Here is a 23,762-nt window from a genome sequence, read left to right on the forward strand (position 1 = left end):
TTCTAACTTTCTAACTTTCTAACTTTCTAACTTTCTAACTTTCTAACTTTCTAACTTTCTAACTTTCTAACTTTCTAACTTTCTACTTTCTACTTTCTACTTTCTACTTTCTAACTTTCTAACTTTAACTCAACTCCCTAATCGCATTACTAATCCCATCTAGCGTGAGTGGGTACATGCGGTTGTCCATTAACTGCTTTATAAAATCTATCGATTGATAATAGCGCCAGTGTTCAACGGGTTGTGGGTTGAGCCAGGCGACTTTATCAAAGTGATTGGTTATGCGGTTTAGCCAAGCGCTGCCGGGTTCTTCATTCCAATGCTCAACGCTGCCACCGGGGTAGGCTATTTCGTAAGGACCCATGGTGGCATCACCAACAAAGATCACCTTGTAGTCGCTGGTGAACTTGTTAATCAAGGTCATGGTATCAATGACGTTAGAGTGACGACGTTCGTTGTCTTGCCAAACATGCTCATACAAACAGTTATGAAAATAGTAAAACTCAAGATGCTTAAATTCGCTGTGGGCGGCACTAAATAACTCTTCACAGGTATGAATGTAATCATCCATTGAACCGCCGATATCAAACAGCATCAATACTTTTACCGCATTATGGCGCTCTGGTGCCATTTTTACATCGAGCATGCCGCCTTGCTTTGCGGTTGCGCGAATGGTTTCGGTTAAATCGAGAGTATCGCTTGCACCAGTACGGGCAAATTTACGAAGTTTTTTTAGAGCGAGTTTAATGGTGCGCGAGCCGATTTCACGGTCACTATCAAGGTTTCGGTAGCTGCGTTTATCCCATACTTTTACCGCACGGCGATGTCGGTTACCGTCTTGACCAATACGCACACCTTCAGGGTTATAACCATAGGCGCCAAATGGCGAAGTGCCACCGGTACCTACCCACTTATTACCTCCAGCATGGCGCTTTTGCTGCTCTTCAAGGCGTTGCTTGAGGGTTTCCATGAGTTTATCAAGGCCGCCCATGGCTTGTAATTGCGCTTTTTCTTCTTCACTTAAGTGCTTTTCAAACTCTTTGCGTAGCCAATCATCAGGCAAGGCATGTTGCTGTTTTAAGCTTTCGAGCAGATCGAGGTCGGCCACACCACTAAAGTAATCTGCAAAGGCTTTATCAAAACGATCAAAGTGGGTTTCATCCTTGACCATGATGGTACGCGCTAAGTAATAAAACGCGTCAACATCGGCAAAAATAACCCCTTGCTTGAGCGCATTGATCAAATCAAGTAGCTCTCGCAAACTAGCAGGTAAGCGGTATTCGCGAAGCTTGAAGAAAAACGCAATTAACATCTTAACGGCGGCTCATAAACGCAAGTTTTTCGACTAAGCTAATGTCTTGCTCGTTCTTTAATAACGCGCCAAACATTGGCATTAAGCCGCCTTTTTGGCTTTTATCATGCAGTGTTTTAGCATCTATATCTTCAGCCATCAGCAGTTTTAACCAATCAAGTAATTCGCTGGTTGATGGTTTTTTCTTAATGCCGTTTACGTCACGTAGATTAAAGAACACCTCAAGTGCTTGGCGAACTAGGTCTTGTTTAACGTGAGGGTGATGCACATCGATAATTTGCGCCATTTCTTCACTACTTGGAAAATCAATGTAATGGAAAAAACAACGACGTAAAAAGGCATCTGGCAGCTCTTTTTCATTATTCGACGTAATGATCACAATCGGACGTTGCTTTGCAATAACGCGCTCGCCGGTCTCATAAACATGAAACTCCATTTTATCGAGCTCTAATAGCAAGTCGTTGGGAAATTCAATATCGGCTTTGTCGATTTCATCAATCAATAGTACAGGGCGCTTGTTATGTTGCTCACCATAAGTAAAGGCTTGCCATAATTTCCCTTTTACAATGTAGTTGCTGATATCGTGCACTCGCTCGTCACCTAACTGGCTGTCGCGAAGGCGCGATACCGCATCATATTCATACAGGCCTTGCTGCGCCTTAGTGGTTGATTTGATGTGCCACTGAATTAGTGTGGTGTCTAAGCTTTTTGCAAGCTCCTCGGCCAGCATGGTTTTACCTGTGCCAGGCTCACCTTTTATTAGCAACGGTTTTTCGAGCAAGATCGCTGCGTTAACCGCTTGTTTTAATGAGTTACTGGCAATGTAGTTGTCGGTTGAATTAAAAAGCACGATGTCACCTTATCTGGTCTGAGCAGTGATTAATAGCGTCATGATGCCACAGTTAGTCGGCGTCTGAAAGGTATGCAAAACGCGGTATCGTTTTACCCTCCACAGTGACGGTTTCTGTAAACATACTAAGCGGGCGTGCCCACATGCCAAATTCGCCGTATAGCGCTTGATAAATTACCAGTGGCTCATTCGTTTCGCTATGAGTAGCAACATATTCAACTTTGTATTTTGGACCTTTGTAATGTTGGTAAATACCGGGTTTGATTGTCATGTGTTTATCTCGCATCTTGGAGTCATTTGGGTATAATTGCAGTTTGCACATTTTACGCTGAAACAAACTGCCTAAACTATGAATTATATTTCGTTAGATGAATACAAAAAAGCCTGGGTTTTTCGTCATAAAGATATGCCGATAAGCAGCGAAGACGCAGCACAAATTAAACCAATGAGCGCTGAACGCGCTGCGGTTTTATGGACTACTATGGTGAGCCGCGAGCATGATCACCCTGACTTTTTTGATAAAACAGATTGGTGCGGCAAAGACGACAGCTTTTCAGAGACCATTAACTGGGAAAGTGCATGGGAAGCGGGCGATGAGCAGTTACCAGAAGAAATCCTTAACCACTTAGAGTGGGAAGCAAACACCACTGTTTATTTTTGCATGGCTCGCGACAATATTATTGAAACCAGCTTTGCCGTTTTTAAACGTTGTTGGCAAAACTTTATGTTTTTAGCTGATGGTAGTTTGTTATTAGGTAAAAAGCGTGATGCAGTGGTGCAGTTTTTAGAAACTGGTAACGCAAAATTGGGTAAAAAAGGCGCAGTAAAGTAGCGCTCAATAAACGCTCTATGCTATAAAACAGTCAAGCAATTGTTTTATAAGAGCGCGCATTGTCTAAACCAACTTCACAGAGCGAACACTCGCAACAAGCCGAAATTTGGCAAACTGATGCCGAGCAAGCTTTGTATGCGCAGTTATGTAATGCATTTTATGCTCGTGAGATCCCGCGTTTAGTTGATGAACCTGATACAGCAAGGCTAAAACGTTTATTAGCAAGCCTGCCTTACTATATTGAGCGTTTAGCTATGCGTATTGTCAGTGGTGATGCGCCACTACAGCTCGATTCACAAAATGGCAGTTGGCTTGAAAAACAAAAAACAACGCCGCCTGTTTATAACAAAAGAGACTCAAAAGACTTTTATAGTCAACATGCTAAGCGCGGGTTAATTGTTCCCGTGTTAATTAATGACGAGCAATGTACAACCGTTCGCATAGACAGCTTAGATCAAGTAAGCGACAATAAGGTACATTGCAACGAGCTTGGTTGGTTTGATACTTCCGGTGAATCGCTAGAAAACACGCATATTCAATTGCTTAAGCCTGCAAAGGCGGTGATGGCAGCGGCGTGTTGCGGTCATCAATGGCAATTTAATAAACGCATCACACCTAAGCGTTTGTCATTAAGAGAAATGCTGTTAGCAAGCAATATAAATTGGCGTAATTTAAAACGCCCTTTGACTTAATTTAACCGCGAAGGAGTGTTCAATGCGGGTTTTTCAATTCGCCTTGTTGTGTTTGGCTTTATTTATTCAGTACCGCTTATGGTTTGGCCATAATGGGGTGCAAGATTACACTCGTTTAAAACAAGCGGTTACCTCTCATCAAGACACCAATGCGAAATTATTAAAGCGCAATAAAGTGCTCAAAGCCGATATTGAAGACTTAAAACTCGGTCAAGAGGGCATCGAAGAGCGGGCGCGTAATGAATTAGGAATGATTAAACCTGGCGAAACCTTTATTCGCGTATTACCAGGTCAACAGCAAAATGAACACTAAGCAAACTATCACCGCCATTGTTCCCGCTGCGGGAGTTGGCAGTCGAATGCAGCATTCGGCGCCAAAGCAGTATATTGAACTTGCGGGTAAAACTATTTTAGAACATACCCTAAGTAAACTTGCAGAACTTAACGAATTAAACACCATCAAAGTAGCAATTAGCGATGATGACGGCTACTTTGCTGATTTACCACACATAGATAAGCGTATTGAGCGTGTGAGTGGTGGTAAAGAGCGCGCTGATTCTGTGCTTAACGCCTTGCTATCACTTGCTGACAACCCACCTGATTGGGTACTTGTTCACGATGCGGCAAGGCCGTTAGTGTGTCTTGCTGATATTCAGCGTTTAATAACTGAATGTATCGCTGCCAATGAAGGCGGTATTTTAGCGTCAAAAGTAAAAGACACCATTAAGCGCGGTCATACCCACAGTGAGCAAACGGTGCCACGTGATGATTTATGGCAGGCACTCACCCCTCAGCTTTTCCCTTATCAAGCGCTTACTAATGCGCTATCAAGTGCCCTTAAAAATGGTGTGACTATCACTGATGAGGCATCGGCAATTGAATGGGCTAAGCAGCCTGTTAAGCTGGTTGCAGGTCGCAGTGACAACATTAAAATCACCACCCCAGAAGATTTAGATTTAGCAGCATTTTTACTGCAAAAACAACAAAACGAGAGTACCTCATGATTCGAATTGGCCATGGCTTTGATGTACACAAATTTGGCGGCGAAGGCCCGTTGGTAATTTGTGGTGAAAAAATAGATTACCCACAAGGCTTTTTAGCTCATTCAGATGGTGATGTTGCCATTCACGCATTGTGTGATGCCATTTTAGGCGCATTGGCAATGGGTGATATTGGCAAGCATTTCCCTGATACTGCTAGCGAATACGAAAATATTGATAGCCGAATTTTACTACGCCACGTGGTTGGGCTTGCTAAAGAGCAAGGTTATGTACTTGGCAATGCCGACGTCACGATTGTTGCGCAAGCACCAAAAATGTTGCCACATATTCAAGCTATGCGTGAAAACTTATGCCAAGACCTTGAAGCTGATATTTCACAAGTTAATGTGAAAGCAACAACCACTGAGAAGCTTGGGTTTGAAGGTCGTAAAGAAGGTATCTCAAGCCACGCAGTGGTGATTATGAGCAAACAAAGCGCATGAGTGAGTTAAACTACCTATACGGTAAACCTCTTTCTAAGGCTGACTTTAAAACCCATGCTGAAGACTTCATGGTTGATGAAGACTTAGGTATTGAGTTTACCGGTTCTGGTGAACATGTTTGCTTGCAGGTTGTAAAAAAAGGCGAAAATACTCAGTTTATTGCGAAACGCATTGCCGAAAAAGCAGGGGTATCTCCACGTGATGTGAGTTATGCAGGCTTAAAAGACCGTCATGGCGTGTGTACCCAATGGTTTAGCGTGCCAGTTCCCATTAAAAAGCACATAGAATTTAGCGAACTGAATAACGAGCAGTTTTTTGTAATATCGCAACAGCGCCATAACCGTAAGCTCAGAACCGGTTGTCATAAAGGTAACCGCTTTACCATTACATTACGTAATGTCACTGAGCCGCTGGATATTTTGTGCCGTATCAACGCGGTGCGTGCTGGTGTGCCTAATTACTTTGGCGAGCAGCGCTTTGGGCATGGTGGTCACAACCTTGAAATGGCAAAGCGCATGTTTGCTGGAGAGCGTATCCGCGATAAAAAATTGCGTGGCTTAGTTATTTCAGCTGCGCGCTCTTATGTATTTAATGAAATCGTGAGTATGCGGGTTGCTGAGCATGGCCTTGCGAAAACAATGCACCGCGAAGTGTTTATGCTCAGCGGCAGTAATGCATTTTTTGAAGACAATATTAGTGATGACAATATTGCGCGCTTAGCGTCTGGCGATATTGTGATGTCGGCACCTATGGTTGGTAAAGGCGAAAAAGGCCTGACCGAAACCGAAAAAGTGTGGCTCGAACCTTATCAGTCTTGGATAGATGGCCTTAGCGAACTTGGCCTTAAGAATGAGCGTAGAATGTTACGACTTATTCCTGATTCATTAGCTGTTGAAACGATTGATGAAACTACTTTAAAGTTAAGTTTTGGTTTACCAAAAGGCTGTTTTGCTACCGCCCTGCTGCGTGAGCTGGTGGACTATCAAGATGCAAGCCCCAGAGAACAAAAACAAAAGGATGCGTAAATGAAAATCTTATTGAGCAATGATGATGGCGTACATGCTAAAGGGATTGCGGTTTTGTATCATGCATTGACGCAAATAGCAGATGTGACCTTAGTAGCGCCAGATCGTAATTGTAGTGGCGCAAGTAATTCATTAACGCTCATGAACCCATTGCGTGCAACCACCCTTGATAATGGCTTTATTTCGATTAATGGCACGCCGACTGACTGTGTGCATTTGGGAGTTAATGAATTAGTCGAGCAGCAGCCAGATCTAGTGGTTGCAGGAATAAACCACGGCGCCAACCTAGGTGATGATACCTTGTATTCAGGTACCGTTGCCGCTGCCACTGAAGGCCGTCACTTAGGGCTACCTGCCATTGCAGTGTCGTTATGTTCTAAAAAAGGAAATCACTTTGAAACTGCAGCTGCGGTTGCGGTGAGTATTATCAAAGAGTTGGCATCGCACCCATTACCGAAAGATCAAATCATCAACTTAAACGTGCCAGATATTCCGCTTACAGAGCTTAAAGGAGTTAAGGTAACCCGTTTAGGTTCGCGTCATAAAGCTGAAACCATGACGAAGCAACAAGACCCATGGGGCCGTGACATTTATTGGTATGGTACCCTTGGTGCTGAAAGTGATGCAGGTGAAGGCACTGATTTTTATGCCATTAATAATGGTTATGCATCAGTGACCCCACTTAGTGTTGATATGACGGCGAAAGAGAGCTTACAAGCCGTCGATAGCTGGTTAGCAAATATGGAGATTAATAGTGCTGACTAATTATAATCGCAGTGCATTGGCATTAGCTGAATTATTAAAACGCGAGGGTGTAGAAGACAGTACGGTGCTTGAAGCGATTGCCTCAACACCCAGACACATTTTTATTGATGATGTTTTGCAGCACAAAGCTTATCAAAATACCGCATTGCCAATCGGTCAAGGACAAACGATTTCGCAGCCATATATTGTCGCACGCATGACAGAGCTGCTTCGCTTAGCAGGCGTACGTGATAAAGTGCTCGAAATTGGCACAGGCTCTGGCTACCAAACGGCAATATTGGCAAAAACCTTCACTAAAGTGTGCTCGGTAGAGCGTATTAAAGCATTGCAATGGCAAGCAAAACGCCGTTTGCATAAGCTTGATTTATATAATGTCACCATGAAACACGGTGACGGTTGGCAAGGCTGGCAGTCGCAAGCTCCATTTGAGGGGATTATTGTTACTGCCGCTGCGGCCACTATGCCACAAGGACTTCTGGCACAACTTGCTGATGGGGGCGTTATGATTGCACCTATCGGTGAGCAAGATCAGCAATTAATGATGGTCGTTAGAAATGGCGATACATTTACAGAACATAAAGTTGCACCAGTAAGATTTGTACCTTTGGTACCTGGTGATATTGAATAGGACGTTATACTTTGAAGTTGTTTACTAAGTTATATGATATGGCGCTGGTATGGGCTAAACACCGTCATGCGGAGCGTTATTTAGCAGGGATGAGTTTTGCTGAATCTGTTTTTTTTCCGGTGCCACCGGATGTCATGCTAGCCCCTATGTCGCTTGCTCAGCCAGATAAAGCATGGCGCTTTGCCAGCTTTACGACTATTGCTTCAGTGATTGGCGGTATTTTAGGTTACTTACTTGGCTTTTGGTTATTCGAACCTGTAGTTGAGCCGCTGATTGCGCAAATGGGTTGGCAAGCTAAATTTGACACAGCGCTAAGTTGGTTTGAAAACTATGGTGTATGGGTGGTGTTTTTAGCGGGCTTCTCTCCTATACCTTATAAGGTTTTCACCATAGGTGCAGGTTTGATGCAAATGGCATTCTTGCCATTTTTAATTGCCTCGGCAATAGGTCGTGGCGCGCGTTTCTTCTTAGTGTCGGCTTTAATGAAGTGGGGCGGCGTTAAAATGGAGCAAAAATTACGTCAATATGTTGAAGCGCTTGGCTGGGGATTAGTTGTTTTAGTTGTGGTTGCGTACTTTTTACTACGATAACCCGCAAAACCATTAAACTAGTACGATAAGGAGCATTTTACGATGAGCAGGCAGTTAACAGTCTATGTTACTTTGTTTCTTAGTATTTTGCTCTTTGGTTGTACTTCTCGCGAAGCACCGGCACCGGTTAGTAGTTTAGATAATAAAGTTAAACCCGCCACACGCAAAGTAAATATCTCTGGCTCAAAATATGTAGTCAAAAAGGGCGATACTTTGTATTCAATTGCTTTTAGCGCTCAGCAAGATTTTCGAACGCTCGCAAAAATAAACGATATTCCAGCACCTTATACCATCTTCCCTGGGCAGAGTATTTCGCTCACAAAATCGGCACAAAAATCAAAAAAGACGAAAAAATATACGAATTCGAGTAAAAAGTCTACTTTTTCTATACAAAAAAATAACAAAAAATTAAAGAAAGGGCTTGATCAGCCAAAACAACGAGAGTATGTTCAGAAACAAGCCAACAAAATAATTAGTGAAAAAAAGCGTAATTCTAATGCCAAAGTTGTATGGGGCTGGCCTGCAAAAGGTAAAGTCACAAAACGCTTCTCTAATAAAGAGAACGGTTTTAAAGGATTACAGATCACTAATAAACAAGGGGCTTCTGTTTTAGCTGCTGCACATGGAACTGTGGTATACGCGGGCAACGCATTGAGGGGTTACGGTAATTTAATCATATTGAAACACAATGATGATTACCTAAGCGCTTACGCGCACAATTCAAAGTTGCTTGTAAAGGAAAAACAGGAAGTAAAGGCAGGGCAGAAAATAGCAGAAATGGGCAGTTCAGACTCTTCGGTTACGGCTTTGAGATTTGAAATTCGTTATCGGGGTCAAGCAGTCAATCCTGCTAAGTATCTACCTTAGCCATTTAGGGTATTGATAAAGTGATTTAGCTCAATCACATATTTGCTCGGGAGGACGCTTATGGGTCACACAGCAAAACTTGAGAAAAAAACTGACGCGATTGACGATAAATTTGATGACACGGTAGTCGAAGAAGAGTCTTCTGAATTACTTGAAGAAGTCGACAACGAAGATGAAATTTTTGCAAAAGAAGAAGTTGCCAAGAATTTAGATGCTACACAGCTGTATCTTGGTGAGATTGGTTTTTCTCCGCTGCTAAGCGCAGAAGAAGAAGTTTATTTTGCTCGAAAAGCACTGAAAGGCTGTGAAGCCTCTCGCAAGCGAATGATTGAAAGTAATTTACGTTTAGTGGTGAAAATTGCCCGCCGCTATAACAACCGTGGCCTTGCGCTACTAGACCTTATTGAAGAAGGTAATTTAGGCCTTATCAGAGCCGTTGAGAAATTTGACCCAGAACGTGGTTTTCGTTTTTCAACTTATGCAACTTGGTGGATACGTCAAACTATCGAACGTGCCATCATGAACCAAACACGTACGATTCGTTTACCTATTCACGTGGTTAAAGAGCTTAATGTTTATTTAAGAACAGCCCGTGAATTAACGCAGAAACTTGACCATGAACCAACCGCAGAAGAAATTGCAGAGTGCTTAGATAAGCCGGTTGAAGATGTCACTAAGATGCTGCGTTTAAACGAAAAAATCACCTCGGTGGATACACCTATCGGCGGTGAAAATGACAAAGCGTTATTAGATATTATCGCCGATGAGAAAGACTATGGTCCAGAGGGCGAAGTACAGAGTAATGACATTAACAAGCACATTGTTGATTGGCTTGGAGAGTTAAACCCGAAACAGCGTGAAGTACTTGCTCGTCGTTTTGGTTTACTAGGCTATGAGCCATCAACCCTTGAAGATGTTGGTCGTGAAATTGGCTTAACACGGGAACGTGTAAGACAAATACAAGTTGAAGCATTACGTCGCTTAAAAGACATTTTGCAACACGAAGGGTTAAGTACAGATAGCCTATTCGACCAATTCACCTAATTTGACAACAATACATAGGCCTTCGGGTCTAGAACACACAAAAAAGCTGACGTTACGTCAGCTTTTTTTATGCCTCTTTTATTTCACTACAGTAAATCTTTTAATTGATACAGTAGTTGGTGTGCTTGTCTTGGCGTTAAGCTATCTGGATCAAGCTGTTTTAAGGTTAATTCAAGCTCAGAAGGCTCATCATCAAAACTTAATGTTTGCTGTTGTTGCTCAATAGGAGCAGTAACAGGTTGATGGTTCTCAAGCATTTTAAGCTTTTGTTTTGCTTGTTGGATAACCGCTTTTGGTACACCAGCCAAGGCAGCAACTTGTAAACCAAAGCTCTTGCTTGCTGCGCCTTCAAGCACGGTATGCATAAAGGCAATGGTGTCGTTGTGCTCAATGGCATCTAGGTGCACATTAACTAACCCCGTTTTTTGCTCGGCCAGTTCGGTTAACTCAAAATAGTGGGTTGCAAATAAGGTCTTAGCGGCAATTTTTGATGCTAAATAATCAGCCGTTGCATAGGCAAGCGATAAGCCATCATAAGTTGAGGTACCGCGACCAATTTCATCCATCAGTACCAGTGATTGTGCTGTGGCGTTATTTAAAATAGTTGCTGTTTCGGTCATTTCAACCATGAAGGTTGAGCGTCCTGATGCTAGGTCATCACTTGCGCCAATACGCGTAAAGATACGGTCAATATTCCCAATTTCTGCACTATCAGCAGGAACGTAACAACCAATGTGAGCCATTAGAACAATAAGTGCAGTTTGGCGCATATAGGTCGATTTACCACCCATATTTGGACCTGTGATAATCAGCATTTTACGGTCGTTATTAAGCTCTACAGGGTTAGCTATAAACGGGTCTTTCATTACCTGCTCTACTACCGGGTGGCGACCTTGCTTAATACTGATGTTATCGTTATCGCACAGAGTTGGCTTAGCATAATTAAGCGCTTGTGCACGTTCGGCTAAATTGTTCAGTACATCTAAATCTGCTAGAACAGCTGCCATTGTTTGTAGCTGCTCAATGTGCGGAGCAATAAACTCAAAGAGTTGCTCGTAAAGCTGTTTTTCAAGCGCTAGCGCTTTTGACTGGCTACCAAGTACTTTATCCTCATGCTCTTTAAGCTCTGGGATAATATAGCGCTCATTATTTTTTAGCGTTTGGCGGCGAATATAATCCGCAGGAACTAAATGTGAGTTAGCGCGGCTTACTTCAATAAAAAAGCCATGCACTTTGTTATAACCAATTTTTAAGGTGCTAATGCCAGTGCGCTCACGCTCACGCTCTTCAAGCTTTTCAAGAATATCGGTAGCACCTTGGCTTAGCGCTCGCCATTCATCAAGTTCGCTGTTGTAACCTGGTGCAATCACACCCCCATCACGAATAAGCACCGGTGGGGTTTCGATTACAGCACGCTCTAGTAAATCTTGTAGTTCAGGTAACTGTTGCGACTTAGCAATAATTTGACTAATACGCGGATCGTTAGCATCTAGTAATAGTTCGTGAAGTGGCGCGAGAGCTTGCAGCGCGCTACGCAGGCGCGTTAAATCTCGCGGCCTAGCAGTGCAAAGCGCTAGGCGTGCAATAACACGTTCAATATCGCCAATTTGCTTTAATGACTCTTGTAGCTCACCACATAATTGCGCATCGATAATTGCGCTAATTGCGTTTAGTCGAGAGTTGAGCTCTGTTTTGCTGCGCACAGGGGTATGAATACGACGCTTTAATAAGCGTGACCCCATAGCTGTGGCTGTTTTATCAAGTACTTGTGCAAGAGTGTTTTCGTAACCACCCGATAAATTAACCGTTAGTTCAAGGTTTTTACGAGTTGCTGCATCTAAGATCACCGCGTGTTCGTTTTGTTCAAGGGTGATTGCACGAATATGCGGCAGGGCTATACGCTGAGTGTCTTTTACGTATTGCATTAAGCAGCCTGCAGCGACTAAAGCTGCGTGTGCTTTGTCTACTCCAAAACCAACTAAATCTTTGGTGCCAAATTGATCGCAAAGTAAATGCTGCGCTGTATCTAGATCAAATTCCCATTCTGGGCGACGACGCGCACCTTTGATATGTTCAATTAAGTGCACATTTGCAAATGTTTCACTGTAAAGCAGCTCAGCAGGGGCTAAACGCTGTAATGTTGAGCTAAATGCTTCATCGGTATTAACTTCTAACACATTGAATCGGCCAGAGTTAATATCTAAGTAAGCAATACCATATAGGCCTTGTTTATTTTGCCATACACTGGTTAGTAAGTTGTCTTGGCGTTCTTGTAATAACGCTTCGTCAGAAATTGTGCCCGGTGTAACAATACGTACAACTTTACGCTCAACAGGGCCTTTGCTAGTCGCTGGGTCACCAACTTGTTCACAAATAGCTACTGACTCACCCATTTGTACAAGGCGAGCTAAGTAGTTTTCGACTGCGTGATAGGGTACGCCTGCCATTGGAATGGGATCGCCACCGGCTTTACCTCGATGGGTTTGAGAAATATCAAGAAGTTGCGCTGCACGCTTGGCATCATCAAAGAAAAGTTCGTAAAAGTCGCCCATACGATAAAACAATAAAATATCCCGGTGCTCGGCTTTTATTTTTAGATACTGCTGCATCATAGGGGTTTGTTGTTTTATAGTGTGCGGTGCATAAAGATCAAACGACATGTATTTACCCAAAGGCTGAATATGGAATTACATCAAGAGATTAAAACACTTGCTGCGAAATTAGGAGCTATTTTAACGGATAAACGCTTATGGATCACTACCGCAGAGTCATGCACTGGTGGTGGAGTGAGTTATGCACTAACCGATACCCCAGGCAGTTCTAATTATATTGATCGAGCGTTTGTCACTTATAGTAACCAAGCAAAACATGAGCTCATTGGCGTTAGCGAGCAGACCTTAAACAGCTTTGGTGCGGTGAGTGAGCAAACCGTTGTTGAAATGGCATCGGGGGCAGCAAAAGCAGCAAATTCAGATATCGCAATAGCTATTTCGGGAATAGCAGGCCCCGGTGGTGGAACACTGGATAAACCTGTGGGATTAGTATGGTTTTGCATTCATTTTGCTGGTCAAAACTACCCAAGTCAGCAAGTTTTCTCTGGCGATCGAGCTGAAGTTAGACTGCAAGCTATTGTTTACTCATTAAAAAATATAATTGAATTGATAAAATCTGAAAATTAGCTTGATACTGTGATTTCATACAGTATACTGTCTGCATTAGCCGGATTTGGAGAACAGAATGAACGATAACAAACAAAAAGCCTTAGACGCTGCTTTATCACAAATTGAGCGTCAATTTGGTAAAGGCTCAATTATGAAACTGGGCGACAATAAAGCCCTAGATATTGAAGCAATCTCAACAGGTTCACTAGGTATCGATATCGCACTAGGTATTGGTGGTTTGCCTACGGGTCGTATTGTTGAAGTGTATGGTCCTGAATCATCAGGTAAAACAACGCTTACTTTACAAGTTATCGCTGAAGCTCAAAAGCAAGGTAAAACGTGTGCATTCGTAGATGCTGAGCACGCTCTAGATCCTGTATACGCACAAAAATTGGGTGTAAACATTGATGACTTACTTGTTTCTCAACCAGATACTGGTGAGCAAGCATTAGAAATCTGTGACATGTTAGTTCGTTCAAGTGCTGTTGATGTTGTGATTGTTGACTCGGTAGCAGCTTTAACACCTAAAGCTGAAATCGAAGGTGACATGGGTGACTCACACATGGGTCTACAAGCTCGTTTAATGTCACAGGCATTACGTAAGCTTACAGGTAACATCAAGCGTTCAAACACACTATGTATTTTCATCAACCAAATCCGTATGAAAATTGGTGTTATGTTTGGTAACCCTGAAACAACAACAGGTGGTAACGCACTTAAATTCTACTCTTCAGTACGTATCGATATTCGTCGTATTGGTTCTGTGAAAGAAGGCGACGAGGTTGTTGGTAACGAAACTCGCGTTAAAGTTGTTAAAAACAAGGTTGCTCCGCCGTTTAAACAAGCTGAGTTCATCATCATGTATGGCGAAGGCATTTCTAAACAAGGCGAGTTAATTGACCTAGGTGTTAAGCATAAGATTGTTGAAAAATCAGGTGCTTGGTACAGCTACAATGGCAGCAAAGTTGGTCAAGGTAAAGCAAACTCAATTAAGTTCTTAAAAGACAACCCAGAGATCGCAGATGAGATCGAAGGTAAGTTACGTGAGATGCTATTACTTCAGGCAACAGAACAACCAGAAGATGGTGAAGATGCAGGCCTATTAGCTGAAGACGAGCTATAAACACCGCAAAAGAGTACAGTTAAGCGTGATTTGACCCGCACTTAACACAAAAAAGACCGCTACATAGTTAGCGGTTTTTTTATGGGTGAAAGTTAGCGAGAGTAAAGTTAGCAAGGGGAAAGTTAGCGAGAGTAAAGTTAGCGAGAGTAAAGTTAGAAAAGGTAAACTTTACTCTTGCAACTCTTTCATGTGCTTAAAGCTTAAAGCTTAAAGCTTAAAGCTTAAAACTTACAGCTTACAGCTTAAAACTTTCAGCTTACAGCTTACAGCTTAAAACTTACAGCTTACAGCTTACAGCTTCTAGCTCAAGCTTACAGCTGCCAGTTGAAAGACACTGAGTAGTTACGCGGTGCGCCGTAATAACCTTGAGCCCAGAAAAGACTATGGATGTACTTTTCGTTGGTCACGTTATTAACGTTCAAGTTAACGCTCATATTGTCGTTAATATCGTAGGTTGCCATTAGGTTTAATAGGCCGTACGCATCTTGCGTTGTGGTGATAAGTGCAGCATTTGTTGCCGCATCACGCACTTGTACGCGCTTTGTATCGTCTTGCCAACGATAGTTTAGGCCAAAGGTTAAACCATCAATCTCAGGCACTTTATGAGTTACAGCAAGTTTGAACTGGTTTTCAGGTGTGTAGTCTTTTACTAACTCATCACCATCAATGTTTAGGTTGCTGTAGCTAAAGCTCGCACTCAGTGTTTCGTTGATTTGACCACTAAGTTCTACTTCAATACCGTCGCTGTTAATGCCATCTGCGCCATAGTAGCGAGTGTCATCAGGTAATGAATCAGGGATAGCAACAGCAAGGCCAACTTGTTTAGCGTCAAAGTAAGCAACTGTTACAAATAAGTCGTCATCAAGTAGCTGTGCTTTCACACCAACTTCGCTGCTTTTACCTGTGATTGGATCTAAGTAATCGCCATTGATGTCACGCTCTGTTTGCGGTACGAAGGTTTCTGTGTAGCTTGCATAAGTTGAGAAGCTTTCGTTGATATCATACACAGCACCGAAGTAAGGCACAGTTTGGTCGCTATCTTTGTCTTTTGCAACGCCGTAAGAGGCACCTTCAGTTTCCCAATTTACTTGGCTCACACCTGCTAACACACTGAATGAGTCAGTTGCACGGATACGTGTTGAAATATACGCTGAGCGTTGACGGCTGGTGATATCAGCACCTGTTAAACCATCGGTAAGTGTTGGCACTGGCGCAACACCATCCCAACCACCTAGCTCAGGCATTGCAGGGAAACCATTGCCTGTTGTACGGTCATACAATGATTTATCTTTGTTATCCATATCTGCTTGGTTTACACCAAACGACAGATCATGTTCCATACCAAATAAATCAAATTTACCCGTTGCGTAAATATCTAAAATATCGTGCTTATCTTTGTGGTCATATTCACTCGCATAACCCGTTAAGCCAAGACCTGTTTCTCTATCAGGTGTACCATAAACATAGAAAAGCTCTGAGTCTTGCTCATTTTCTAGGTGTGCGTAGCTGGCTTTTAAGAACCAAGTATTGGTAATTGCTTGCTCAATTGATAAGAACAGCTGCTCAGTTGTGTTATTCCAGTATGACCAATCAGACGCTGTGCTAGTTGAAGCGTCAAAGTTTGTTGCTGAACCATCGCTGTAATAAAGCGGTAAGGCACCCCACAGTGGGCTATCAGCATCTTTCTTTTGATTTACATAGTTTGCAGTTACTACTGTGCTATCAGTTAGCTGGCCTTCGTAGGCTAGGTAATAAATTGTTTTATCTTGCTCGTAACGGTCAAGGTATGACTCAGTTTTGTGCTTGGTAAATACAGCACGTACAGCGTGGTTTTCGTTGATAGCAGTTGAAGCGTCAAGCTCTAAACGCTTGTTATCCCAAGAACCATACGATACAGACGCATTTACTTGCGTTTGATAAGTAGGGCGCTTTAGAACCATGTTGACTGTTGCTGATGGGTTACCAGCACCTGTCATTAAACCATTGGCACCACGTACAATTTCAACACTATCGAAAATAGAAGTATCAAGAGTACCTTGGATTGAACCGTTGTCTTGCGGCATACCCATGCCATTAACTTGGAAGTTGGTGATCTCAAAACCACGAGCTTTAAAATAAGTACGGTCAGTTTCTATTTGCTCAACAGTGACACCCGGTGTGCTTTCAAGTACAGCATTAAGGTTATCGAGTGAGAAGTCATCCATTAGCGCACGTGATACAACAGAGATTGACTGTGGCGTTTCTTTAATTGTTAGCCCTAATTTGGTTGCTGACTGTGCTTCTTCAGTGATGTAGTTTTTATGATGCTGGCCATACACGGCAATTTTTTCAATTGCTTGTTCTTCTTTTTGTTGTTCTGCAAAAGCGTGGCCACTTAAAAGTGCTGAGGTCACAAGGCTTAATTGAGATAAGCGCAAAAATTTTGTTGATGACATGCAAAGTTCCAATTAGTTCAATGAATAGTGAAATTAATGCGTAATTTAATCTAAATGAAAATAATTTGCAATTAGGGTTTGCTGTTTTAGTGAGTAATTGTTTGCAAAAAAGTTTAAAGGGCACAGAAATATAAAAAGGAGATATAAAAAAAGCGGCCGAAGCCGCTTCAGGAAGTAAAATAAGTTTAAATCTTAAAATACGTATTTTGCAGAGAACTGCAGACGGTCCATATCGCCGTCAGCACCGCTTTCTAACTCACGCTCAGCATGTTTAAACTCAACACCAAATGTAAGCTTTTTAACAGGCGAATACAAAAGGTTGGCACTATAGCTTTGGCTCATTTCTGTAGGGTCGCCAGTCACAGCAAGTAAATCTGTGTTGTTATCTGCTGAAAAGAATGAATAAAGGAAAGTTGAGCGCCATTGGCTGTTCCAGTGTTGTTGATAGGCAATGAAACCTGATGTTGAATCAATTGCATCTAAATCATCACCGTCAAGCACAGCACCATTGGCTACGTTTAAACCAATGTAGCGGCCTAAACCTGAGCCTTGAGTTAACATAAATTTAAGGTTGTTTTGGCCAAAATTTACTTTACCAGATGCACTGATACCGAACGATGATGTATCTGCATCAATGCCATTTTGTTTATAAGTTAACTGGCGAGCAAGACCGGTAAATACTAATTCACCCCAGTCAGCTTTATGTGCGTAACGTGCTGTAAAGTCAGGCATTGATGCATCATCAGTAGCTACACGTGCGCCGCCAACTGTGACTGTGCTCTCTGGGTTTTCGATAGAGAATGACCAATTACCGGTAGTGTAACGTGCCTGTGCTTGACGTACGAACACAGTACCTTCTGCAGGACCGACGAAGTCGAGTGTTTCTGGTAATGCACCTACGTTTTGAAAGTTTGACCAAGCTTGACCAAATAACCAACCATCATAAGTCACAAATGCTTGACGAATACGAGGCGCGTAAGAGTTACTAACACGTTCGTTACCGCCCGGCGCTGAAGCAATAAAGTCTATTTCAATTTTAGTTTTGATGGTTTTCCCATCGTCTAATTTTGTTGCTGTACCTAGGTTAAAGCGAGATTGGCGGGCATGCATGTCAAATACTGCATCGCTATCGCTGTCTACGCCTACCGGTGTTGTACCTGGTACATAGAAGTCACGGCCAATGCTGCCGCCAGCTGGTACGCCTGCAGAGTAATCACTCCACATAGCATCAAGTTTTACATAGCCACCATAAGAAACGTCTGTGTTACCAATGGTTGCGGCGTTAGCGGTACCTGCAAGTGCACATAAAACAGCTGAAGCTGTGAGTGTCTTTAATGCGGTTACTTTTGTTGTTGTCATAATGTGTATTCCTGTCGAAGCTACTTGTTGATTGCATTAATGTTGTTGTATCACTGTTGTTTAAGAAATGACTTCTCTCAATTATCTATTGGTCTATTAGACTAAGGTGGAATGGGTAGTTAAATCGCATCCAACCTAACATTGGACTAGATTATAGAAGGCAATTTTAAAGTTTTTTGTTAAATGACAAGATATACAACTAAGGTCTAATACTTTCAGGGGCTTTGCTGAGTGATCCTTGAAGCAGGCCGTAGGCAAGTAATTAAAATGGAGACGACAACAATGTCAGAAAGTATCTATCCAGTACCAGCGCATATCAAGAATGCAGCACTAGTTGATAACGATAAATATAATACACTGTACAAGCAATCTATTGATGACCCTGAAGGATTTTGGCGAGAGCACGGTAAACGCCTTGATTGGTCAACTCCTTATAACAAAGTAAAGAACACCTCATTCGACAAAGGCCACATCAGCATTCGCTGGTATGAAGACGGCCAACTTAACGCTTCTTACAACTGTATTGACCGCCACCTTGCCACTAAAGCCGATAAAACAGCTCTTATTTGGGAAGGCGATAACCCTGAACACAACGAAAATATTAGCTACCAACAGCTTCACGACGAAGTAGCTAAGCTAGCCAACGGCCTTAAAAAATTAGGTGTATCAAAAGGTGACCGTGTCGCTATTTACATGCCAATGACACCGCAGGCTATTTACGCTATGCAAGCGTGTGCGCGTATTGGTGCTATTCACTCTGTAGTATTTGGTGGTTTCTCTCCATCAGCGATTGCTGACCGAATTAATGACTCAGGCGCTAAAGTGGTAATTACTTCAGACGAAGGTCGCCGTGCTGGCAACTGCGTACCACTTAAAGCAAATGTTGATGAAGCGGTATCACAAGACTCTGTAACCACCGTTGAGCACGTTATTGTTCATCAGCTAACGGGTGGTGAAGTTGAATGGAATAGTCATGATGTTTGGTGGCATGAGCTTGTCGCTGACTTACCGGCTGAGTGTGAACCAGAGCCAATGAATGCAGAAGATCCGCTTTTCATTCTTTACACTTCAGGCTCAACGGGTCAACCAAAAGGTGTGGTTCATACTACCGGTGGTTACCTTGTTTATGCATCAATGACACATGAATATGTATTTGATCTTAAAGAAGACGATATTTTCTGGTGTAGTGCCGATGTGGGCTGGATCACAGGTCACAGCTACATTGCTTATGGCCCATTAGTGAATGGCTGCACGCAAGTCGTATTTGAAGGTGTACCAACTTACCCAACAGCGGGCCGTATGGGTGAAGTAATTGATAAGCACAACGTGACTATTCTTTACACAGCACCAACTGCTATTCGTGCTCTAATGGCGAAAGGCGATGAGCCAACAGCGACTTCAACTCGTAAAAGTCTTCGTGTTATGGGTTCTGTAGGTGAGCCAATTAACCCAGAAGCGTGGGCATGGTATTACGAACATATTGGTAACGAAAACTGCCCAATCGTAGATACTTGGTGGCAAACAGAGACTGGCGGCATCATGATCACACCATTACCAGGTGCGACAGATATGAAGCCAGGCTCAGCAACACGTCCATTCTTTGGTATTGCACCAGCATTATTTGATGCTGAGGGTAATACACTAGAAGGTGCGGTTGACGGTAACCTTGTTATTTTAGATAGCTGGCCATCACAAGCACGAACAGTTTATGGCGACCATGAACGTTTTGAACAAACCTATTTCTCAGCATACCCAGGCGTGTACTTCACAGGTGATGGTTGTCGTCGTGATGAAGATGGCTACTACTGGATCACAGGCCGTGTAGATGACGTACTTAACGTATCAGGTCACCGCCTAGGTACTGCAGAAATCGAAAGTGCATTGGTTGCTCACGAAGCAGTAGCAGAAGCTGCAGTCGTAGGTTACCCGCATGATATTAAAGGTCAGGGCATCTATGTTTACATCACTCCAAATGAGGGTGTTGTAGTGAGCGATGAACTAACAAAAGAGGTACGTAACTGGGTTCGTAAAGAGTTAAGCCCAATTGCATCACCAGATATGATCCAATGGTCTCCAGGTTTACCGAAAACTCGTTCTGGTAAGATCATGCGTCGAATTTTACGTAAAATTGCGGCAAATGAGCACCAACAGCTTGGAGATACTTCTACACTGGCCGACCCGAGCGTTGTTGATGAGCTAATCGAAAACCGATTAAATCGTTAAAATCGCGTTAAAAACTTGATTAGAAGTTGATTCTAAACGTAGTATATCGGCTGTCACTTAGAAATAGGTGTCAGCCGAATTTATTAGGAGTGAACCATGAGTCAGTTTTTAATAGCGGACGATCATCCGTTATTTCGTGAAGCGCTGAAAGGGGCATTGAGTGCTAAGTTCGCTGATTTAGAAGTGTTTGAATCGGAAAACTTTGATACCACCTTGCAGGTGCTGAGCGAGCAAGAAGATCTTGATATCTTACTACTAGACCTTCACATGCCAGGCAATGGCGATTTATACGGCCTTATTCGCATTCGCGAAGACTATCCAAGCTTACCAATAGCTGTTGTTTCTGGCAGCGAAGACATCAATGTAGTTTCTAAAGTAATGGGTTATGGTGCGATGGGATTTATTCCTAAATCATCTTCATCAGATGATATTGCGCTGGCAATTAACCACATTCTTGAAGGCGATGTTTGGCTTCCACTTGAGCTTAAAGATAAAGTGGCTGCCGTAGATGGCGAAGACAAAGAAATTGCAGCGCAAGTGGCTTCACTGACGCCGCAGCAATACAAGGTGTTGCAATACTTGCACGAAGGCTTGTTAAACAAACAGATTGCTTACGAGTTACATATTTCTGAAGCAACCGTTAAAGCACACATTACAGCAATTTTTAGAAAGCTAGGTGTGTATAACCGTACTCAAGCGGTATTAATTGCCTCTAAGTTACAATTAGAGCCTATTGAGTCGGCATAACAAAAGATAATAAAAACAATAAAGAGGCCACTCAGCCTCTTCATTTTATTGCTTAAGCGAACACCACGGTTCGATTACCATTGATAAACAGTTTATGTTCAGATGCGAGTTGCAGCGCTTTACAGAACACAGTTTTCTCTACATCTTTACCCATTTTTGCCATCATCTCTGCGGTATCAGCATGACTGACATGCGTCACATCTTGTAAAATAATCGGCCCTTCATCGAGCTCATTATTAACAAAGTGAGCGGTCGCGCCAATAATTTTTACACCGCGCTCAAATGCCTGATGGTAAGGCTTTGCGCCAATAAAGGCTGGCAAAAATGAATGGTGAATATTAATAATCTTACCTTCAAAGCGCGCCACAAATTCAGGGCTTAAAATACGCATATATTTAGCAAGGCCGATGATATCAGGCTGATAGCTGGCAATTAAATCACCGACTTGTTGATCATGCTCCGCACGGCTTAAGCCTTCGTGCGATACCACATGAAATGGCACATCAAAGCCTGCAGCCAGTGGCGCTAAGTCGGCGTAGTTGGCAATCACAGCCAGTACTTCGATGTTTAAGGCTTTTTCGAATTGCTTTAGTAATACACCACCTAAACAGTGCGCTTCTTTAGTGGCAAGCAATACCACTTTAGTTTTTTCGCTGCTGTGCAGGGCAAGCTCTGCGCCATCAGGAAGTAGCTCAGCAAGGCTTGATAAAAAATCATCTGAAATAACGCCGCTTAACTCTGTACGCATAAAAAAGCGTTTAGCGTCTTTATCTACAAATTCGTTATTACGTGTAATGTTTAAATTATGCTGATGACAAAGACCGGTGATCTTGGCAATTAGACCAACATCATCATCGCATTGTGTGGTTAAAATCGTGTTCATAGTCCTCATTCTAATCCCGTTTGTGTGAACACCATTATTTGCTAATTTTTTTGTGCTGCATAGCGCAAATTTAACTATCTAATAATTTATCTGATTTGATTGCATAAGCGCCTAAAATGTAATCATTATTTACTTTTCGTGTAAAAGTAAGCTGCTTTCACTATAAATATGATTTTCTGTCCATAATTATGATTAATTAAGTGCTTTTCTACATCATTTTCTACACTTTTTAACCTTATCGTAAGTAACTGTAAGTGAAGGTAATAGTTTGTAAAACATAGAATTTTTTCGCACTATTCGAGTCAGAATGGGGTATTACAAACAATAAGGAAAAAATTCCATGAAAAGCACTCTGCTTAAAACAATTGTTGCCTCAAGTTTGCTTTCGGTACTGGCTGCCTGTTCAAGCGATGACAGCAGCAGTAGCAACAGTGGCTATGTGCAACTGTACAATGGCTCTTACAACAGCCCATACACACGTTTATTTGTTGATGACACTGAACGTTCGGGCGCAGATTTTGGTGATGTATCAACTCGTCATAACTACAGTTCGGGGGAGTATGAACTCAGTTTTGAATATGTTGATGCCAATGATAGTTATATCACCATCGATGAAGAAACAATCAAAATTAAAAATGATCAAACTCAGTTGCTAGTAATGAACGGTGATTTTGCTGAACCAATTTTTACTGAGCTCAGTGTGCCGACGTCAAGCGATGAAGATGAATTCAATGTTGGCTTTTTTAATATCGTTGGTGAAGATAACCTTTACGATGTATACGTTGCTACTGACGACGGGTTATTTGATACCGCTGAGTTATTAATGACTTCGCAATACCTCGTTGAGCCAGAATTAGCGACGCTTGAGGAAGGTTATTACACTATTTATATTACCTCTAGCGGCAGCACTGATGTGATTTTTGAATCACCAACCGTGTACTTTAATGATGAAGCAACGTACATGGCGATGATCCGTCCAAGTTATGCAACAGAAGAAGATGGCATTACGCTTGATGTTGTGACGGCTAGTAGCTCAGTAACACAACTAAACCACCAAGACGCGCAAGGTCAGCTGCGTTTTATCAATACAATAGATGATTACACGCAAACCCAGTTTAAAGTAACCCGAGGCACAACGGCGACCAACACCGAAGTTGTTAGCAACGATAGTTACTCTGAATACATGAGCATGTCACCAAATAGTTATAGTGTCGCTATGTTAGATGAAGCTGGCGATACTATTGTTGATAACTTCTTAATGACATTAGAGCGTGAGCAAAGTGCGGTTGGTCTTTTCTACAATGACAAAGATTACGGCCCTCGTATGATGACCATTGAAGAAAACCTAACTCCAAGCAGTTACAGTCACGCAGTTACTGTGGTTAACTTAATTGATAGCTATGCAGGGCAAGAAATTGACGAAGTTGATGTGTACTTCACCCTCAATGGTGAAACGGTTGAAGATACTAGCAATGTTGTTGAAGGGTTAGATCAATACGACCAACAAGAGCAGGTAGTTGATAACGAAGTTTATACAACTTATGTGGTGTTTGAAGATAATGGTCAACAGATTGTGTTATTACAACAAAGCGATATGGATTTTACTGAAGAGGGTAACTATATCTTAGTGATTGAACACGATGAAACCACAGACTCAGGTTTTAAAATGACCTTAGAGCGTACGGTGACTGAACAGTCTTAACCGGCTAAAACGCAATATCGTTGTTTATTTACTCTTGCTAA

Annotated in this window: 23 protein-coding genes; 16 read left to right on the forward strand and 7 right to left on the reverse strand. The window is 42.4% G+C overall.

All coding sequences use genetic code 11. From position 1 onward, the window contains the following. Positions 1 to 124: 124 nt before the first annotated feature. The 3 genes from EXT43_RS05280 to EXT43_RS05290 are packed head-to-tail and all read right to left on the reverse strand — an operon-like array spanning position 125 to position 2,433. The gene (locus EXT43_RS05280; RefSeq protein ID WP_062564833.1) at positions 125 to 1,312 is read right to left on the reverse strand and encodes a VWA domain-containing protein; all 1,188 of its coding nucleotides are present in this window, start codon (positions 1,310 to 1,312) and stop codon (positions 125 to 127) included. 1 nt (position 1,313) lies between these two features. Further along, positions 1,314 to 2,162, reverse strand: coding sequence for a MoxR family ATPase (locus EXT43_RS05285; protein ID WP_054560907.1), 849 nt, complete (start codon positions 2,160 to 2,162; stop codon positions 1,314 to 1,316). 52 nt (positions 2,163 to 2,214) lie between these two features. Continuing rightward, on the reverse strand, positions 2,215 to 2,433 hold the full coding sequence (locus EXT43_RS05290) for a DUF1653 domain-containing protein (protein WP_055021017.1): 219 nt from the start codon (positions 2,431 to 2,433) through the stop codon (positions 2,215 to 2,217). A gap of 78 nt (positions 2,434 to 2,511) precedes the next feature. Here EXT43_RS05290 and EXT43_RS05295 point away from each other — a divergent pair, with 78 nt between their 5' ends. Genes EXT43_RS05295 through rpoS form a run of 11 tightly spaced genes read left to right on the forward strand, consistent with a single transcriptional unit; the run spans position 2,512 to position 10,088 of the window. Beyond that, positions 2,512 to 2,994 (forward strand): DUF2947 domain-containing protein, encoded by a 483-nt coding sequence (locus EXT43_RS05295; RefSeq protein WP_062564834.1) that lies wholly within the window; start codon positions 2,512 to 2,514, stop codon positions 2,992 to 2,994. 59 nt (positions 2,995 to 3,053) lie between these two features. Continuing rightward, entirely contained in the window at positions 3,054 to 3,686 is a 633-nt protein-coding gene (locus EXT43_RS05300) for a hypothetical protein (protein WP_130166523.1), read from the forward strand. A gap of 22 nt (positions 3,687 to 3,708) precedes the next feature. Further along, positions 3,709 to 3,999: a cell division protein FtsB gene (gene ftsB, locus EXT43_RS05305; RefSeq protein ID WP_054560903.1), complete on the forward strand. Its 291-nt coding sequence runs from the start codon at positions 3,709 to 3,711 to the stop codon at positions 3,997 to 3,999. Continuing rightward, positions 3,989 to 4,690 (forward strand): 2-C-methyl-D-erythritol 4-phosphate cytidylyltransferase, encoded by a 702-nt coding sequence (ispD, locus tag EXT43_RS05310; RefSeq protein ID WP_054560902.1) that lies wholly within the window; start codon positions 3,989 to 3,991, stop codon positions 4,688 to 4,690. The genes ftsB and ispD overlap by 11 nt, the downstream gene beginning before the upstream one ends. Next, positions 4,687 to 5,169, forward strand: coding sequence for a 2-C-methyl-D-erythritol 2,4-cyclodiphosphate synthase (gene ispF / locus EXT43_RS05315; protein WP_055198208.1), 483 nt, complete (start codon positions 4,687 to 4,689; stop codon positions 5,167 to 5,169). Before ispD ends, ispF begins: the two co-directional genes overlap by 4 nt. Then, positions 5,166 to 6,194, forward strand: a complete 1,029-nt coding sequence (locus EXT43_RS05320) for a tRNA pseudouridine(13) synthase TruD (protein WP_130166524.1) — start codon at positions 5,166 to 5,168, stop codon at positions 6,192 to 6,194. The genes ispF and EXT43_RS05320 overlap by 4 nt, the downstream gene beginning before the upstream one ends. Next, entirely contained in the window at positions 6,195 to 6,959 is a 765-nt protein-coding gene (gene surE / locus EXT43_RS05325) for a 5'/3'-nucleotidase SurE (protein WP_130166525.1), read from the forward strand. It begins immediately after the preceding gene. Next, on the forward strand, positions 6,949 to 7,587 hold the full coding sequence (locus EXT43_RS05330) for a protein-L-isoaspartate(D-aspartate) O-methyltransferase (RefSeq protein WP_054551144.1): 639 nt from the start codon (positions 6,949 to 6,951) through the stop codon (positions 7,585 to 7,587). Before surE ends, EXT43_RS05330 begins: the two co-directional genes overlap by 11 nt. 11 nt (positions 7,588 to 7,598) lie before the next feature. Then, positions 7,599 to 8,177, forward strand: a complete 579-nt coding sequence (locus EXT43_RS05335; RefSeq protein ID WP_054551145.1) for a YqaA family protein — start codon at positions 7,599 to 7,601, stop codon at positions 8,175 to 8,177. A gap of 42 nt (positions 8,178 to 8,219) precedes the next feature. Continuing rightward, positions 8,220 to 9,044, forward strand: a complete 825-nt coding sequence (locus tag EXT43_RS05340; protein WP_130166526.1) for a peptidoglycan DD-metalloendopeptidase family protein — start codon at positions 8,220 to 8,222, stop codon at positions 9,042 to 9,044. 60 nt (positions 9,045 to 9,104) lie between these two features. Continuing rightward, positions 9,105 to 10,088, forward strand: coding sequence for an RNA polymerase sigma factor RpoS (rpoS, locus tag EXT43_RS05345; RefSeq protein WP_062564838.1), 984 nt, complete (start codon positions 9,105 to 9,107; stop codon positions 10,086 to 10,088). A gap of 86 nt (positions 10,089 to 10,174) precedes the next feature. Here rpoS and mutS read toward each other — a convergent pair whose 3' ends face one another. Continuing rightward, entirely contained in the window at positions 10,175 to 12,748 is a 2,574-nt protein-coding gene (gene mutS, locus EXT43_RS05350) for a DNA mismatch repair protein MutS (RefSeq protein ID WP_055021014.1), read from the reverse strand. A gap of 21 nt (positions 12,749 to 12,769) precedes the next feature. On the opposite strand from mutS, the gene EXT43_RS05355 reads away from it, so the two are divergent. Both EXT43_RS05355 and recA read left to right on the forward strand, forming a co-directional pair. Then, complete coding sequence (locus EXT43_RS05355; RefSeq protein WP_062564839.1) at positions 12,770 to 13,267, forward strand: nicotinamide-nucleotide amidohydrolase family protein; 498 nt, start codon at positions 12,770 to 12,772, stop codon at positions 13,265 to 13,267. A gap of 58 nt (positions 13,268 to 13,325) precedes the next feature. Then, positions 13,326 to 14,372, forward strand: coding sequence for a recombinase RecA (gene recA, locus EXT43_RS05360; RefSeq protein WP_054560894.1), 1,047 nt, complete (start codon positions 13,326 to 13,328; stop codon positions 14,370 to 14,372). A gap of 311 nt (positions 14,373 to 14,683) precedes the next feature. Here the strand turns inward: recA and EXT43_RS05365 are convergent, their stop codons facing one another. Further along, positions 14,684 to 16,807 carry a TonB-dependent siderophore receptor gene (locus tag EXT43_RS05365; RefSeq protein ID WP_062564840.1) on the reverse strand — a complete coding sequence of 708 codons (2,124 nt, stop codon included), beginning with the start codon at positions 16,805 to 16,807 and terminating at the stop codon, positions 14,684 to 14,686. A gap of 192 nt (positions 16,808 to 16,999) precedes the next feature. Further along, entirely contained in the window at positions 17,000 to 18,166 is a 1,167-nt protein-coding gene (locus EXT43_RS05370) for a DcaP family trimeric outer membrane transporter (RefSeq protein WP_062564841.1), read from the reverse strand. A gap of 282 nt (positions 18,167 to 18,448) precedes the next feature. Between EXT43_RS05370 and acs the strand changes: the two genes are divergently transcribed. Together acs and EXT43_RS05380 are read left to right on the forward strand one after the other, a co-directional pair. Further along, positions 18,449 to 20,389 carry an acetate--CoA ligase gene (gene acs / locus EXT43_RS05375; RefSeq protein ID WP_054551154.1) on the forward strand — a complete coding sequence of 647 codons (1,941 nt, stop codon included), beginning with the start codon at positions 18,449 to 18,451 and terminating at the stop codon, positions 20,387 to 20,389. A gap of 96 nt (positions 20,390 to 20,485) precedes the next feature. Continuing rightward, positions 20,486 to 21,136, forward strand: a complete 651-nt coding sequence (locus tag EXT43_RS05380; protein WP_054551155.1) for a response regulator transcription factor — start codon at positions 20,486 to 20,488, stop codon at positions 21,134 to 21,136. A gap of 52 nt (positions 21,137 to 21,188) precedes the next feature. Here the strand turns inward: EXT43_RS05380 and purU are convergent, their stop codons facing one another. Then, positions 21,189 to 22,019: a formyltetrahydrofolate deformylase gene (gene purU / locus EXT43_RS05385; protein WP_062564842.1), complete on the reverse strand. Its 831-nt coding sequence runs from the start codon at positions 22,017 to 22,019 to the stop codon at positions 21,189 to 21,191. A gap of 340 nt (positions 22,020 to 22,359) precedes the next feature. Here purU and EXT43_RS05390 point away from each other — a divergent pair, with 340 nt between their 5' ends. Further along, positions 22,360 to 23,721 (forward strand): hypothetical protein, encoded by a 1,362-nt coding sequence (locus tag EXT43_RS05390; protein WP_062564843.1) that lies wholly within the window; start codon positions 22,360 to 22,362, stop codon positions 23,719 to 23,721. The last annotated feature ends 41 nt before the right edge of the window (positions 23,722 to 23,762 follow it).

Origin of the sequence: Pseudoalteromonas sp. CO109Y, assembly GCF_004208935.1 — a bacterium.
In the GTDB taxonomy this organism is placed as follows: domain Bacteria; phylum Pseudomonadota; class Gammaproteobacteria; order Enterobacterales; family Alteromonadaceae; genus Pseudoalteromonas; species Pseudoalteromonas shioyasakiensis.

What these genes read in the sequence shown, in the direction of transcription:
- EXT43_RS05280 (WP_062564833.1), bottom strand. Translation starts at nt 1,312, where the DNA reads ATGTTAATTGCGTTTTTCTTCAAGCTTCGCGAATACCGCTTACCTGCT.
- EXT43_RS05290 (WP_055021017.1), bottom strand. Translation starts at nt 2,433, where the DNA reads ATGACAATCAAACCCGGTATTTACCAACATTACAAAGGTCCAAAATAC.
- EXT43_RS05295 (WP_062564834.1), top strand. Translation starts at nt 2,512, where the DNA reads ATGAATTATATTTCGTTAGATGAATACAAAAAAGCCTGGGTTTTTCGT.
- ftsB (WP_054560903.1), top strand. Translation starts at nt 3,709, where the DNA reads ATGCGGGTTTTTCAATTCGCCTTGTTGTGTTTGGCTTTATTTATTCAG.
- ispD (WP_054560902.1), top strand. Translation starts at nt 3,989, where the DNA reads ATGAACACTAAGCAAACTATCACCGCCATTGTTCCCGCTGCGGGAGTT.
- ispF (WP_055198208.1), top strand. Translation starts at nt 4,687, where the DNA reads ATGATTCGAATTGGCCATGGCTTTGATGTACACAAATTTGGCGGCGAA.
- EXT43_RS05320 (WP_130166524.1), top strand. Translation starts at nt 5,166, where the DNA reads ATGAGTGAGTTAAACTACCTATACGGTAAACCTCTTTCTAAGGCTGAC.
- surE (WP_130166525.1), top strand. Translation starts at nt 6,195, where the DNA reads ATGAAAATCTTATTGAGCAATGATGATGGCGTACATGCTAAAGGGATT.
- EXT43_RS05340 (WP_130166526.1), top strand. Translation starts at nt 8,220, where the DNA reads ATGAGCAGGCAGTTAACAGTCTATGTTACTTTGTTTCTTAGTATTTTG.
- rpoS (WP_062564838.1), top strand. Translation starts at nt 9,105, where the DNA reads ATGGGTCACACAGCAAAACTTGAGAAAAAAACTGACGCGATTGACGAT.
- mutS (WP_055021014.1), bottom strand. Translation starts at nt 12,748, where the DNA reads ATGTCGTTTGATCTTTATGCACCGCACACTATAAAACAACAAACCCCT.
- EXT43_RS05355 (WP_062564839.1), top strand. Translation starts at nt 12,770, where the DNA reads ATGGAATTACATCAAGAGATTAAAACACTTGCTGCGAAATTAGGAGCT.
- recA (WP_054560894.1), top strand. Translation starts at nt 13,326, where the DNA reads ATGAACGATAACAAACAAAAAGCCTTAGACGCTGCTTTATCACAAATT.
- EXT43_RS05365 (WP_062564840.1), bottom strand. Translation starts at nt 16,807, where the DNA reads ATGTCATCAACAAAATTTTTGCGCTTATCTCAATTAAGCCTTGTGACC.
- EXT43_RS05370 (WP_062564841.1), bottom strand. Translation starts at nt 18,166, where the DNA reads ATGACAACAACAAAAGTAACCGCATTAAAGACACTCACAGCTTCAGCT.
- acs (WP_054551154.1), top strand. Translation starts at nt 18,449, where the DNA reads ATGTCAGAAAGTATCTATCCAGTACCAGCGCATATCAAGAATGCAGCA.
- EXT43_RS05380 (WP_054551155.1), top strand. Translation starts at nt 20,486, where the DNA reads ATGAGTCAGTTTTTAATAGCGGACGATCATCCGTTATTTCGTGAAGCG.
- purU (WP_062564842.1), bottom strand. Translation starts at nt 22,019, where the DNA reads ATGAACACGATTTTAACCACACAATGCGATGATGATGTTGGTCTAATT.
- EXT43_RS05390 (WP_062564843.1), top strand. Translation starts at nt 22,360, where the DNA reads ATGAAAAGCACTCTGCTTAAAACAATTGTTGCCTCAAGTTTGCTTTCG.